The organism is Arthrobacter sp. GQ119, assembly GCF_059759125.1.
In genome coordinates this window covers 192,282-205,340 of record NZ_JCAXEA010000003.1, presented here as the reverse complement: position 1 = coordinate 205,340, position 13,059 = coordinate 192,282, and the positions used below count along the sequence as shown (strand labels likewise).

The 13,059-nt window shown below is 66.4% G+C and carries 12 protein-coding genes and 1 tRNA gene; 7 read left to right on the top strand and 6 right to left on the bottom strand.

From position 1 onward, the window contains the following. Window positions 1-164: 164 nt before the first annotated feature. The 3 genes from AC6CH3_RS04505 to AC6CH3_RS04495 are packed head-to-tail and all read left to right on the top strand — an operon-like array spanning window position 165 to window position 2,679. Window positions 165-1,556 carry an FAD-dependent oxidoreductase gene (locus AC6CH3_RS04505; protein ID WP_498131301.1) on the top strand — a complete coding sequence of 464 codons (1,392 nt, stop codon included), beginning with the start codon at window positions 165-167 and terminating at the stop codon, window positions 1,554-1,556. Between the two features lie 35 nt (window positions 1,557-1,591). Continuing rightward, window positions 1,592-2,263, top strand: coding sequence for an arsenate reductase ArsC (locus AC6CH3_RS04500; RefSeq protein ID WP_498131300.1), 672 nt, complete (start codon window positions 1,592-1,594; stop codon window positions 2,261-2,263). Further along, on the top strand, window positions 2,260-2,679 hold the full coding sequence (locus AC6CH3_RS04495; protein WP_498131299.1) for an arsenate-mycothiol transferase ArsC: 420 nt from the start codon (window positions 2,260-2,262) through the stop codon (window positions 2,677-2,679). Before AC6CH3_RS04500 ends, AC6CH3_RS04495 begins: the two co-directional genes overlap by 4 nt. On the opposite strand, the gene AC6CH3_RS04490 is transcribed toward AC6CH3_RS04495, so the two are convergent. From AC6CH3_RS04490 to AC6CH3_RS04465, 6 genes are all read right to left on the bottom strand, one after another. Beyond that, the gene (locus tag AC6CH3_RS04490; RefSeq protein WP_400578460.1) at window positions 2,676-2,969 is read right to left on the bottom strand and encodes a protealysin inhibitor emfourin; all 294 of its coding nucleotides are present in this window, start codon (window positions 2,967-2,969) and stop codon (window positions 2,676-2,678) included. The two genes, AC6CH3_RS04495 and AC6CH3_RS04490, sit on opposite strands and share 4 nt — an antisense overlap. Before the next feature lie 61 nt (window positions 2,970-3,030). Continuing rightward, window positions 3,031-4,074 carry a M4 family metallopeptidase gene (locus AC6CH3_RS04485; protein ID WP_498131298.1) on the bottom strand — a complete coding sequence of 348 codons (1,044 nt, stop codon included), beginning with the start codon at window positions 4,072-4,074 and terminating at the stop codon, window positions 3,031-3,033. Window positions 4,075-4,183: 109 nt separating this feature from the next. Next, window positions 4,184-4,256: transfer RNA gene (locus AC6CH3_RS04480), tRNA-Arg, on the bottom strand. Window positions 4,257-4,361: 105 nt separating this feature from the next. Then, window positions 4,362-5,921, bottom strand: a complete 1,560-nt coding sequence (locus AC6CH3_RS04475) for a ferredoxin--NADP reductase (RefSeq protein ID WP_498131297.1) — start codon at window positions 5,919-5,921, stop codon at window positions 4,362-4,364. Window positions 5,922-5,931: 10 nt separating this feature from the next. Next, window positions 5,932-6,804 carry an FAD:protein FMN transferase gene (locus AC6CH3_RS04470; protein WP_498131296.1) on the bottom strand — a complete coding sequence of 291 codons (873 nt, stop codon included), beginning with the start codon at window positions 6,802-6,804 and terminating at the stop codon, window positions 5,932-5,934. Window positions 6,805-6,855: 51 nt separating this feature from the next. Then, window positions 6,856-7,320 carry an FMN-binding protein gene (locus AC6CH3_RS04465; RefSeq protein WP_498131295.1) on the bottom strand — a complete coding sequence of 155 codons (465 nt, stop codon included), beginning with the start codon at window positions 7,318-7,320 and terminating at the stop codon, window positions 6,856-6,858. A 187-nt stretch (window positions 7,321-7,507) separates the two neighbouring features. Between AC6CH3_RS04465 and argS the strand changes: the two genes are divergently transcribed. From argS to thrC, 4 genes are read left to right on the top strand one after another with little or no spacing between them, the layout of a single operon-like run. Continuing rightward, window positions 7,508-9,157 carry an arginine--tRNA ligase gene (gene argS / locus AC6CH3_RS04460; RefSeq protein WP_498131294.1) on the top strand — a complete coding sequence of 550 codons (1,650 nt, stop codon included), beginning with the start codon at window positions 7,508-7,510 and terminating at the stop codon, window positions 9,155-9,157. 5 nt (window positions 9,158-9,162) lie between these two features. Then, window positions 9,163-10,629 (top strand): diaminopimelate decarboxylase, encoded by a 1,467-nt coding sequence (lysA, locus tag AC6CH3_RS04455; protein ID WP_498131293.1) that lies wholly within the window; start codon window positions 9,163-9,165, stop codon window positions 10,627-10,629. Further along, on the top strand, window positions 10,630-11,946 hold the full coding sequence (locus AC6CH3_RS04450; RefSeq protein WP_498131292.1) for a homoserine dehydrogenase: 1,317 nt from the start codon (window positions 10,630-10,632) through the stop codon (window positions 11,944-11,946). Further along, on the top strand, window positions 11,947-13,053 hold the full coding sequence (thrC, locus tag AC6CH3_RS04445) for a threonine synthase (protein WP_498131291.1): 1,107 nt from the start codon (window positions 11,947-11,949) through the stop codon (window positions 13,051-13,053). It begins immediately after the preceding gene. The last annotated feature ends 6 nt before the right edge of the window (window positions 13,054-13,059 follow it).

Genomic DNA, 13,059 nt, shown 5'->3' with positions numbered 1-13,059 from the left:
GGGAGGGGGTGAGCTCAATGACCAGCGGATGCTGCGGCGACTCCGGTTGCTGCGACGACGAAGACTGCTGCTGACCGCCCTCTCCAAGCACCTGCCGGCCCCACCCGGCCGGCGGGTGCCAACCGAACACACCCGCACTACCGCTACGGATGAAAGAGGACACCATGGATTCAGCGAAGAACCTCCCGGTCGCAGTGATCGGTGCCGGCCCTGTCGGCCTGGCCGCCGCGGCCCACCTGCTCGAACAGGGCATCGAACCGCTGATCTTTGAAGCCGGCACCTCGCCGGGGGCGGCCATTGAGCAGTGGCGCCACATCCGTCTTTTTTCGCCGTGGCGGTTCAACATCGACGCCGCCGCCGCCCGCCTCCTGGAAGCCACCGGCTGGGAATCACCCCGACCCACAGCTCTGCCGTACGGTGGCGAGCTGATCGACAACTACCTCGCGCCGCTGGCTGCGCTACCCCAGATCTCCACGCGCCTGCAGACCGGGGCCCGCGTCATCGCCGTCACCCGGCAGGGACTGGACAAGACGCACGTCCGTCACCGTGACACCGCGCCGTTCGTGGTCCGGGCCGACCACACGGACGGCGAAACCCGGGATCACACCGTGGCAGCAGTCATCGACGCCTCCGGAACCTGGTCCACGCGCAACCCGCTGGGCACCTCCGGCCTTCCCGCCATCGGTGAGGACGCAGCGCGGGACCGGATCTCCGCGCCGCTTCCCGACGTCACCGGCAGGGAGCGCACGGCCTTCGCCGGGCGCCGTGTCCTCGTTGTCGGCGCCGGGCACTCCGCCGCCAACACCCTCATCAGCCTCGCTGACCTCGCCAGGGACGAGCCGGACACCCGGATCCTGTGGGCCATCCGGGGCAACTCGGCCGCGAAAGTGTACGGCGGAGGCGACCTCGACGGGCTGCCCGCACGCGGCCAGCTCGGCGGCCGGGTGCGCCGGCTCGTGGAGGCCGGAAAGATCGAACTGCACACCGGCTTCGGGATCAGCTCGCTGAAGACTCTCGAGTCGGGCGTAAGTGTCGAAGCTGTCGATGGCCGCACGCTGGAGGCCGACATCATCGTCCCATGCACCGGTTTCCGCCCGGACCTGGACATCCTGCGCGAACTTCGGCTCAACCTGGACCCAGCGGTAGAAGCGCCGCTGGAACTTGGCCCGCTGATCGACCCCGAATTCCACTCCTGCGGCACCGTCCCGCCTCACGGGGCCAAACTTCTCGCCCACCCGGACAAGGACTTCTACATCGTCGGCATGAAGTCCTACGGCCGCGCACCCACCTTCCTGCTGGCCACCGGCTACGAGCAGGTCCGCTCCGTCGCCGCGGCCCTCGCCGGCGACCAGGAATCAGCCGACACTGTCCACCTCGAGCTCCCTGAAACCGGGGTCTGCTCCACCGACGCCGGCACAAGCTGTGACGTTCCCGCCGCGGCACTGGCAGTCAACGACTCCGCCTCTTCAGAGTCCGGTTGCTGCGCCGCGCCCGAACCGGTGCTGGTGGGGTTCCCGACGGGTCTGGCCCACGGCCGCTCCGGCAGCAACGAATAAACCCGCTCAACGAATCCACCCTTTGGAGAGCTGTCATGACTGAAAACCGCGAAACCGGCCTTGGCCTGCAGGACAACACCGACCTCCTGCACCGCATCAGTGAACGGCTCGCCGACAGGTTCGCCGGGATCTTCGCCGCCGAAACCGTCGAACGCTACGTCTTCGAGTCCTACACTGCACTGGCACGCACCGCGAAAATCACCGCCTACCTGGCCGCCACCACAGAACATTTCGCCAACGACCGGCTGGCAGCCCTTGCCAAATCCAAAAGAGCAGCCGCGTCCGAGGTTCCCGATGTCCTGTTCGTCTGCGTGCAGAACGCCGGACGGTCCCAAATGGCCGCTGCCCTGCTCACCGTCGAAGCCAAGGGCAGGATCCACGTCCGGTCCGCCGGGTCACTGCCGGCCGCGGAGCTGGACCCGACGGTCGTGACGGTTATGTCCGAGATGGGTTTGGACCTGACCCGAAACTACCCCAAGCCCCTCACCGACGACGTCGTCCGGGCTTCCGACGTGGTGATCACCATGGGCTGCGGGGATTCCTGCCCGATCTACCCGGGCAAGCGCTACGAAGACTGGGACCTGCCCGACCCCGCCGACCAGCCCCTCGAAACGGTCCGGGACATCCGGGACCAGATCCACGAACGGGTCAAAACCCTCGTCGCCTCACTAACCGCCTCCCTCCCAAAGGAAACAACGCACCCATGACCAACGAAAAGACTCCGACCGTGCTGTTCGTCTGCAGCAAGAACGGCGGCAAATCCCAGCTCGCCGCAGGACTCATGCACGACCTCGCGGGTGACGCCATTGCTGTCTACTCCGCCGGCACCAAACCCGGAAAATCCCTGAACCCCCAGGCCGTGGAGTCCCTGACCGAGCTCGGCATCGACATCACCGGTGAGCACCCCAAACCGGTCACCGACGAGGTCCTGGACACGGTCGATGCCGTCATCGTCCTGGGCACCGAGGCCAAGCTTGAACCGATCGAGGGGAAGCGCTTCGAGGTCTGGGAAACGGACGAGCCTTCCGAACGCGGCATCGAGGGCATGGAACGCATGCGCCTGGTCCGGGATGACATCAAGGCCAGGGTCCAGACGCTCTACAGGGAGCTCGCCGGGAACTAGCTTTGGTGGGGCGCTTGCTCTGCCGCGGCTCTGGCCGTGTCCACGAGGACCCGCCATGGTCCGGTCACCGCCCGTTCCGGCAACGTGGCCCGATGCTGACCGGCCCGGATGGAATACATGAACCTGTCCGGCTGCCCCTCCCCGGCATTCCGCGAGTCCGGTACGGCGTCCCACGGGCAGGCTTCGACGATGGGCTGCCAGTGGTTCTTGTCGCTGGACGTCGTGGCCTGAACTGTCCAGGTGCGCGTCAGTGCAGCAATCCCTCCGCTGCGCTCAACTGTGATCTTCATGGCAGGGTCCTGGTGCTCCGAGGCTGCGGGACGCGCGGAGCGGCCGCGCCCCGGCGTGGGGTTAGTGCTTTACCTTCACAGTTTCCCACGCCTCGCGCACGGCGTCATGCTCCGCAGACTCCTCGCCAAACAGTTCCCTTGCGGACGCCGCCGTTGCCCTGGCAAAGACGCTGAACGTGGCCGTCGGTGGCAGCGATCCGCCCGTCAGTGTCTCGTACCAGATCTGTCCCGGGGCGTCCCACGCGTTGCCGCCTATCGACTGGGCCACAAGGCAGAAGGCACGGTTGGGAATGCCTGAATTAATGTGGACGCCGCCATTGTCGGCGCTGGTGCGGACGTACGAGTCCATCGAGTCCGGCTGCGGGTCCTTGCCGAGGACGTCGTCGTCGTATGCCGTCCCGGGGGCCTTCATGGAGCGCAGCGCCGAGCCTTCAACCTGGGGAGTGAAGAGGCCCTCACCGATCAGCCAGCTGGCGTCGGCGGTGGACTGTTTCCGGAAGCACTGTTCCACCAGGGCGCCGAAGACATCGGAGAGGGACTCGTTGATGGCGCCGGCCTGGTTCCGGTATGCGAGCCCGGCCGAGAACTGGGTCACTCCGTGGGCCAGTTCGTGCCCGATCACGCTCAGGGAGCGGGTGAACCGTTCAAAGATTTCACCGTCACCGTCGCCGAACACCATCTGCTGGCCGTCCCAGAAGGCATTGTCGTAGAGTCTGCCGAAATGGACGGTGGCATTGAGCGGCATGCCCTGGCCGTCGATGGAGTTCCGGCCGAAAACGTCGGCGTAAAGGCTGTGGGTGTGGCCCAGGCCGTCATAGGCTTCGTCGGCGGCGGGGTCGCCGACGGGGGCTTCGCCTTCCTTCCGGACGAGTTGGCCGGGGAGCGACTCGGACGACTTGGCATCATAGACGGACCTGTTCGGGGGAGCCGGCCGCACTTGCCTCAAAGCGGGCGGCGTTACGGGCGCAGGGGCGGTCCTGGCCGCCTGCACGGCCTTCACGTGCAGCAGGGCCTCTTTTGCGGCCCTGCGAACGGCCGTCAACCGCGGAGAATCCTGTGTGGCAAGACGCTTCAACATGTACGGCGGAATGATTGAACAGATCATGCGAATGAGCCTACGAGTGGCCCCCGACAATCTCTGGAGGCGCACTGGCACACGCCGTCCGGCATACAGAAAACCCCGCCACTTCAAGGAAGCGGCGGGGTTATGCCTGTGCCCTCGATAGGATTCGAACCTACGGCCTTCTGCTCCGGAGGCAGACGCTCTATCCCCTGAGCTACGAGGGCAGTCAGGGATCCTGCCGTTTCCGGCGGGACGTCCTAGAGCTTAGCAGGAAGGTGGGGCCGAATGGAAAACCGGCACCGTGCTTTCCGGCAGAGCGCTGCACATTTCTAGTATCCGGCAAACGAATCGACATGGATACGGCGGGCGCCGGCCTGCCGTGCGGCCCGCCGCAGTGACCCCACGCTGGCCGGTGAACCCGAAATAAACACCCTGCGCTGAGCGATGTCCGGGACAAGCAGTTTCAGGGAAGGACCGTCCAGCCGGGCACCGGGGTCCAGCCTCGCGCCGGCGTCTTCGATGAAGTCAGGGGGAGCGGAGCCGTCGGCCAGCCGGGCAAGAACAGTGGCTCCGGATTCCTTCAGCTCAGCCGCATAAGCGAGTTCGGACGCGTTCCTGGCGAGATAAAGCAGCACTGTGTCCCGCTGACTGGCCAACCCGCTGGAAAGATGCGCCAGATACGGCGTGATGCCGATACCAGCAGCGATGAGCAGGACCGGACCGCTCGATCCCTTGGGCAGGACAAAGTCTCCGGCCACCGTGGTGGCCGTGAGCTCCTCCCCGGGCTTGAGCGCCAGGAGCCCGCGTTTGGCGGCCGAGACGGGGTCCGCAGTGCCGACGCCGATTTTCACGTGGGCCGCGTCCGGGGAATTCGTCAGGCTGAACACCCGGCGCCGGCCCTTGCCGTCAGGCTTCTCCAGGGGGAGGTCCAGCTCCATATACTGGCCCGGCACGTGGCGGACAGGGCGGCGCGGCGTGAAGACAAACTCGGTTGTCGTCGGCGTGAGCCTGCGTGAGTGGCTGAACAGCAACCGGACGCTTCCCCGCTGTCCGGCCAGGAAGGCGAGCAGGTTCCCCGCAAGCAGGGCCAGTTCGGGGGAATTCGCCACAAAACCGAAGTTGAAGGGCATCGCAAAAAGCAGTCCGACGACGGCGGCCAGCACCACCTGCTGCCAGCGTCGCGGAGGCAGCGTCAGCGGCTCGGTGAGCATGAATCCGGCGAAGAAAAGCACAGGGCTTTGGGCCAGGGGCTGCCACACCGCCCCGCCCGGGTCCACGCCGGATTGCAGCAGATCTCCGGCCGAGATGGACGTGGCCACCACAATGAAGACTGCGGCCAGCAGCATTTTCCGGGTCCGGTAGAGCACCAGCAGGACTCCGGGAACGACCAGCCACAGCATGGCGGGTGTGCCTGCCCACCAGGTCGCGATGTTCAGCCCGGTCAGGCCGGTAATGAGGGCGCCGGCGGCTGCGGGGTTGAACACGTGGCGTCCGCGCCAGGCCAGGGCGTACTTGGACGCCGACGCGAGGATGCAGGCCAGGGCGACGCCGGCCAGGTCGACCGGAGCGAATCCCGGCCCCAGCTGGGTGGGCCAAAACAGGAAGTAGAGCAAAAGCCCCGTGATCACTGACGATTCCGCATGCGGGCGGACGCGAAACACGGCCGCCAGGGCGCGGTTGGAGGCGTAGGTCAGTCCGAGGCACAGCGCCAGGTGGGCGATCATGTTGGGAATGCCGAACGTCAGCCAGCCCAGGCCGTCGAGCAGCAGGCTATAGGCCGCCAGTGCGGCGAGGACAAGGGAGACCAGCCGGTACATCGTAAAGCGGCCGAGGAAGGCGTCCAGCGCCGTGGCGGGCGAGGTCCGCAGCCCGGTGGTGGTGGCACTCATGTGAACAGCCTCATGTGAACAGCATCCCTTCGAAGTCCGCGGAGTATTCCGCACTGCCGTTGGAAAAAACCTTAAGCCAGGAGAACCGGTAGTGGGCCTCCAGTGCCGCGGCGGGGAGCATGAACAGTGCCGTGGCCAAGGCGTCTGCCTCCATGGCGGTTTCGGCTCTGGTCCACGTGGCCACCACGGTCCGGACCGGCTTGCCGGTGGTGCCGTCCAGGACGTGGTGGAGTCCGTCGCCCCAGGCCCTTCGGTTGGAGGCCGAGGCGCACAATGCCCCTCGGCCGAGGGGTACGGTGCCGATCGCCTTGCTGGAATCATAGGGATGCTCTAGGGCTACCGTCACGGGCGACTCTCCACCGTTGAAAAGGTCGCCGCTGGCGTCGACAAAGAACTCGGTGAGCCCCCCGTCCCGCAGCACTCCGGCGAGGAGGTCCGCGAGCTGGCCCTTGCCGGCAGCCCCGATGTCCAGCACCACGGGAGCGCTGTTGCTCAACGATGTCCCGCGCCACTCAAGGACGTCGTCCCAGGCCGGCGGCGGTGCCGCGGTTCCGCGTGGCCGCAGGGAATAGCCGGCATCGTAGCCCAGCTGTTCCAGGCTTTCGCCGATCAGCGGCGTCATGGCCCCGCCGCTGAGCGAGTACAGGTTCCGGTAAAGGTCTGCGAGGCCGGCGGATTCAGGGGGCAGCTCAAGGCGCGCCGGCCGCGCGGATGCCTGGCTGATCAGCGAGTCGCCGCGGAACCTGGACCAGGTTGAGTCGTAGCGCTCCACCTCGGCAAGTATTCGGTTTCGCAGCCCGGCATCCAACGGCGCGGGAGTGGAGATCTCCCAGCTTGTTCCGATGCCGTCAAAACGGAAATCGTGCCAGCCGGCGTGCGGCATGGGCTCTCCTTTGCTGCTGTCCGTCGTGGAGTCCATGCCGCCCGCGCCCGCCTAGATGGCCTGGGCCTTGATCGCCTCAACGGCCTGGTTGAAGCCGCCGCTGGTCAGGGACGAACCGGCCACCTTGGAGACCTTGATTTCATCAAGGCTCTTGCCCACTATCTGTGCTGCGATTCCCCCGGCGAACTGCCCCTGGAACTTCCGGGTGTTCGGATTGGACGGATGCTCGGTGATCTCGACAGCAGAAACCGTCCCGTTGGCCAGCGTCAGCTGCACGCCCACGGTCTCGGTTCCGTTGGGCGACTTGTAGTTGCCGTCCGCACTGTACGTGCCGTCCTTGTAGCCGGTGCCGGATGTTGCGAGCGCTGACGGACCGGATGCTGCGGTCCCCGACGTTGAGGACGGTGTTTCCTGGGCGGCTGGCTGCTGTGCCGACGGCGCGCAGCCGGCCACCGTGCCGGCAAGGGACAGTCCGGCGATTCCGGCGAATACAGTTTTGCGGATTGAAGGCTGCACGGTGTCTCGTTTCGTTAGTACGGGTACGGGCACTTACCTGATGGACGACGTGGACGACGCCGAAATCAGGCTAAGGGTTCAAACTGTGAATGTCCTTAGTATTTCCTGTGTCGGCGAGGCGGCCATCGCGGGGGCCCGGGTCCCCCCGGATTCCGCTGCAGGGCGGGCCCCCCGGTAGTCTAGGAAGGTGACTCCCGAAGAACTCTCCCTCGCCATATCCGCCTGCCTGCAAGATGCCGTTGCCGCCGGCGAGATCGCCCTTTCCGAGGCGGACGTCCCGGACGCCGTCCTGGTGGAGCGTCCCAAGAACCGGGAGCACGGAGACTGGGCCACGAACATCGCCCTTCAGCTGGCAAAGAAGGCCGGAACCAACCCGCGTGCCTTCGCAACCGTCCTCAGCGCCCGCCTGCAGGAGATCGACGGCGTGTCCGCCGTCGAGACCGCCGGGCCGGGCTTCCTGAACATCACCGTGGACGCGGCCGCCGCCGGTGCCCTTGCGAAGGCGATCGTGGAAGCCGGCCCGGAGTACGGCACCAACTCCGCGCTCGCCGGCCACACGGTCAACATGGAATTCGTCTCCGCCAACCCCACCGGTCCGCTGCACATCGGCCACACGCGCTGGGCCGCCCTCGGTGACTCGATCGCCAGGGTGCTGCGCGCTTCAGGTGCGGAAGTCACCGCGGAGTACTACATCAACGACGCCGGCTCGCAGATGAACGTGTTCGCCAACTCTGTGCTGGCACGCCTTCACGGCCGTGACGTGCCCGAAGGCGGCTACCCGGGCGAGTACATACGGGACCTTGGCCATGAAGTGCTGACCCAGCACCCGGACATCCGCGAACTCACCGACGTGGCGGCCCTTCCCGTGATCCGGGCAGCGGCCTACCAGGCGCAGCTGAAGGACATCAAGGACACCCTGGCCGACTTCGGCGTTTCCTTCGACGTGTTCTTCTCCGAGCAGGAGCTTCACGACGCCGGTGCCATCGAAAGCGCCGTAGCCCGCCTGCGCGAGCAGGGGCACGTGTTTGACGACGGCGGTGCCGTCTGGCTGCGCACCACGGACTTTGGCGACGACAAGGACCGCGTCATGATCCGCGCAAACGGCGAGCCCACGTACTTCGCCGCCGACGCCGCGTACTACCTGTCCAAGAAGGACCGCGGCTACACCGAAAAGATCTACCTGCTGGGCGCCGACCACCACGGCTACATCAACCGGCTCAAGGCCATAGCCGCCGCTGCCGGCGATGACCCGGAGCTCAACATCGAGGTGCTCATCGGCCAGCTCGTCTCGGTCAACGGTGCCAAGCTGTCCAAGCGTGCCGGCAACATCATCGAGCTCAAGGACCTGATTTCCTGGCTTGGCAAGGACGCCGTGCGCTACTCGCTGGCCCGGTTCCCGGCGGATTCGCCGCTCACCCTGGACCCGGAGCTGCTCAAGAAGCACAGCAATGAGAACCCGGTGTTCTACGTGCAATACGCCCACGCCCGGTCCCGCGGCGCCGCGCGCAATGCCGTTGCGGCGGGCGTGGACCGCAGCGCCTTCGACGCCTCGCTGCTGCATCATGCGACCGAGAACGAGCTGCTCTCCTACCTGGGCAGCTACCCCTCCATCGTGGCCAAGGCCGCGGAACTGCGGGAACCCCACCGCGTGGCCCGCCACCTTGAGCTCATCGCCGGCGCCTACCACCGCTGGTACGACGCCTGCCGCATCGCCCCGCTGGGCGAGGAAGCCGTCACTGACCTCAACCGCACCCGGCTGTGGCTCAACGACGCCACCAGCCAGGTGCTTGCCAACGGACTGGACCTGCTCGGCGTGTCCGCGCCGGAACGGATGTGACTGGAATGACTGCAGACGCCTCTTCCCCCCTCGCCCCGGACTGGCTGGCGCTGCCGGCGGACCTGAACGCGCTCCACGAGCCCATGTGGGCCGCCGGAGTCGGTCGGAATTCCGACGGCGAACTGGCAGTTGACGGGATTCCGGTCAGCGCGCTTAAGGAACAGTTTGGGACGCCGCTGTTTGTCATGAGCGAGTCGGACTTCCGCGCCCGCGCCCGCTCCTTCAAGGATGCCTTTGACGAGGCCTTCGCCGACGTCTGCGGGGGAGTGGATGTCTACTACGCAGGCAAGTCCTTCCTCTGCTCCGCTGTGGCGCGGTGGGTGGCTGAGGAGGGCCTGCGCCTGGACACCTGTTCCGGCGGTGAACTTGCCGTGGCCGCGCGTGCGGGCATTGACGGTGCCGTCCTCAGCCTGCACGGCAACAACAAGTCGGACGCCGAGATCCACCGTGCACTGGAGATGAAGCTCGGCCGCATCGTGGTGGACAGCCTGGACGAGCTGGAGCGGGTGGCCAAAATAGCGTCCGAACGGGGCGAAACGGCCAAGGTCATGCTGCGCCTGACCCCGGGCGTGCACGCCCACACCCACGAATTCATCGCCACCGCCCACGAAGACCAGAAGTTCGGCCTGTCCATGGCAGGAGACTCCACCGACCAGGCAGGTCTCTCTGCGGCCGAGGAAGCCGTTGCCGCGGCAACAAGCTACTCAGGCATCGAACTGCTCGGCCTGCACTGCCACATCGGTTCCCAGATCTTCGAACCCGACGGCTTTGCCCTGGCCGCGGTGAAGCTCCTTGGCTTCCTGGCGCAGATGCAGGAAAAGTACTCGATCCGCCTTCCCGAGCTCGATCTCGGCGGCGGCTACGGCATCGCCTACACGCCGGTGGACACCCCCCGCCCGCCGGCCGACATCGCGCAGGCGATGGCCGCCGTCGTCCGCTCCGAATGCGCTGGACTGGGCATTCCAGCACCGCGGATCTCGATCGAACCGGGACGTGCCATCGTGGGCCCCAGCACCTTCACGCTGTACGAAGTGGGCACCCGGAAGACCGTCCGCGTGGACGCCCCCGCCACCGGTGGCGCCGAAGCCGCCGGAAAAAACGTTACGTACGCCCGCCGTTATGTGTCGGTGGACGGAGGCATGAGCGACAACGCCCGCCCGGTGCTCTACGACGCGGATTATTCCGCGATCCTCGCCTCGAGAACCTCCGCATCGGCTCCGCAGCTGTCCCGAGTAGTGGGCAAACATTGCGAGAGCGGCGACATAGTTGTTAGAGATGTATATCTGCCCGAGGACGTGGCAGCCGGTGATCTGCTCGCTGTACCGGGGACCGGCGCCTACTGCTGGGCCCTGTCAAGCAACTACAACTATCTGGCCCGGCCGGGCGTTGTCGCTGTGCGCGACGGGTCTCCCCGGCTGATTGTCCGCGGGGAAACCGAAGAAGATCTGCTGAACCGCGACATGGGAGCCTGAATGACTGAATTGCGAACCCTGAAAGTGGCCCTGTTGGGCTGTGGCAACGTCGGGGCTCAGGTGGCGCGGATTCTCACGGACGACGCCGACACCCTGGCCCCCCGCACGGGTGCCCACCTGCAGCTCACGGGCATCGCCGTGCGCAACATCGACGCCGAGCGTGAGGTGGACCTTCCGCGCGAACTGTTCACCACGGATGCCGAAACCCTGGTCAAGGACGCCGACCTGGTCATCGAGCTGATGGGCGGCCTGGAGCCGGCCCGCTCCCTGATCGTTGCGGCCCTCCAGAACGGCGCCAGCGTCGTCACGGGCAACAAGGCCCTGCTTGCCGCCGACGGCCCCGCCCTGTACGAAGAGGCGGACAAGGCCGGCGTCGAGCTGTCCTACGAGGCGGCCGTGGCAGGCGCCATCCCGATCCTGCGCCCCATCCGCGACAGCCTGTCCGGGGACCGCATCACCCGCGTCCTGGGCATCGTGAACGGCACCACCAACTTCATCCTTGACCAGATGGACAGCACGGGTGCCCAGTTCGCCGACGCCCTTGCCGAGGCCCAGCGGCTGGGCTATGCCGAGGCCGACCCCACCGCCGACATCGAAGGCCTGGACGCGGCAGCAAAGGCTGCCATCCTCGCGTCGCTTTCCTTCCACACGCGGTTCGACCTTGCGAACGTCCACTGCGAGGGCATCACCGGTGTCACCGCTGCCGACATCGCCGCGGCCAAAGAGGCCGGGTTCGTCATCAAGCTGCTGGCTATCGCCGAGCAGTTGACGGATGCCGACGGCGGCGACGGCGTCTCGGTGCGCGTGCACCCCACCCTGCTTCCCCGGGAACACCCCTTGGCTGCCGTCCGCGGAGCCTTCAACGCGGTCTTCGTTGAAGCGGAGAACGCCGGTGAGCTGATGTTCTACGGCCAGGGCGCCGGCGGAACGCCGACCGCGTCTGCTGTGCTGGGCGACCTCGTCTCGGCAGCCCGCAGGATCGTCCTGGGCGGCCCGGGCCGCATCGAATCCACCACGGGCCACGTTCCGGCACTGCCCATCGACGCCGTCAACACCAGCTACTACATCGGGTTGGACGTTGCCGACCAGCCCGGCGTCCTGGCGAAGATCGCCCAGCTGTTCGCCGAGCATGGCGTTTCCATCGAGACGATGCGCCAGACCATCCACCGTGACGCAGAATCCAACGTGGAATCGGCCGAACTGCGGATCGTCACGCACCGGGCAAGCGAAGCTGCACTGGCAGCAACCGTCGAAGCCGTCAAGGGCCTCGATGTCATCAATTCAGTTACATCCGTACTTCGGGTAGAAGGAGTCTAAGTGGCTCACCAATGGCGCGGAGTCATCCGCGAATACGCTGATCGTTTGCCCGTAACGGAGAAAACCAGGGTCATTACCCTCGGTGAGGGCGGCACGCCGCTCGTCCACGCGCAGAAGCTCTCGGAGCTGACCGGGTCAGAGGTGTACCTCAAGGTCGAAGGCATGAACCCCACCGGTTCCTTCAAGGACCGCGGCATGACCATGGCCATGACCGCCGCCGTGGAATCAGGCGCCAAGGCTGTAGTGTGCGCCTCCACCGGCAACACGTCTGCATCCGCCGCGGCCTACGCCACGGCCGCCGGCCTGAAGTGCGCAGTGCTGGTGCCGGAAGGCAAGATCTCCATGGGCAAGCTCAGCCAGGCGATCGCCCACGGCGCCACCCTGCTGCAGGTCGACGGCAACTTCGACAACTGCCTGGACATCGCCCGCAAGCTTGGCGAGTCCTACCCGGTCTTCCTGGTGAATTCAGTCAACCCTGCCCGCATCCAGGGACAGAAGACCGGAGCCTTCGAAATCGTGGACGCCCTCGGCGATGCCCCGGACATCCACGTGCTGCCAGTCGGCAACGCGGGCAACATCACCGCGTACTGGAAGGGCTACAAGGAGTACTCGGCGCCGTTCGAATCCGCGACAGCCGGCACCCTTCCCGCTGTTTCCACCCGCACTCCCCGAATGTGGGGCTTCCAGGCCGCGGGTGCCGCCCCGTTTGTAGCCGGCCACCCCATCACTGAGCCGGACACCATCGCCACTGCCATCCGCATCGGCAACCCTGCTTCCTGGGACGGCGCCATTGCCGCCCGTGACGAGTCCGGCGGCTTCATTGACGCCGTGACGGACGACGAAATCCTGGCAGCCCACCGCTGGCTCTCCTCCAAGGAGGGTGTCTTCGTGGAGCCCGGCTCCGCCGCAGGCGTCGCGGGCCTCCTCAAGAAGCATGAGGCCGGCGAGGTTCCTTCGGGCAAGACGATCGTCATCACCGTCACCGGCCACGGACTGAAGGACCCCCAGTGGGCCCTGCGGACGGAAGACGGCAGCGATGTCCAGCCCGTCAAGGTGTCCAACGATGTTGTCACGGTCGCCGCCGAGCTGGGACTGGAAGACAAGTAACGTTGG

Coding starts and splice junctions, on each gene's coding strand:
- AC6CH3_RS04505 (WP_498131301.1), top strand. CDS start 165: ATGGATTCAGCGAAGAACCTCCCGGTCGCAGTGATCGGTGCCGGCCCT.
- AC6CH3_RS04500 (WP_498131300.1), top strand. CDS start 1,592: ATGACTGAAAACCGCGAAACCGGCCTTGGCCTGCAGGACAACACCGAC.
- AC6CH3_RS04495 (WP_498131299.1), top strand. CDS start 2,260: ATGACCAACGAAAAGACTCCGACCGTGCTGTTCGTCTGCAGCAAGAAC.
- AC6CH3_RS04490 (WP_400578460.1), bottom strand. CDS start 2,969: ATGAAGATCACAGTTGAGCGCAGCGGAGGGATTGCTGCACTGACGCGC.
- AC6CH3_RS04485 (WP_498131298.1), bottom strand. CDS start 4,074: ATGATCTGTTCAATCATTCCGCCGTACATGTTGAAGCGTCTTGCCACA.
- AC6CH3_RS04475 (WP_498131297.1), bottom strand. CDS start 5,921: ATGAGTGCCACCACCACCGGGCTGCGGACCTCGCCCGCCACGGCGCTG.
- AC6CH3_RS04470 (WP_498131296.1), bottom strand. CDS start 6,804: ATGCCGCACGCCGGCTGGCACGATTTCCGTTTTGACGGCATCGGAACA.
- lysA (WP_498131293.1), top strand. CDS start 9,163: ATGACTGCAGACGCCTCTTCCCCCCTCGCCCCGGACTGGCTGGCGCTG.
- AC6CH3_RS04450 (WP_498131292.1), top strand. CDS start 10,630: ATGACTGAATTGCGAACCCTGAAAGTGGCCCTGTTGGGCTGTGGCAAC.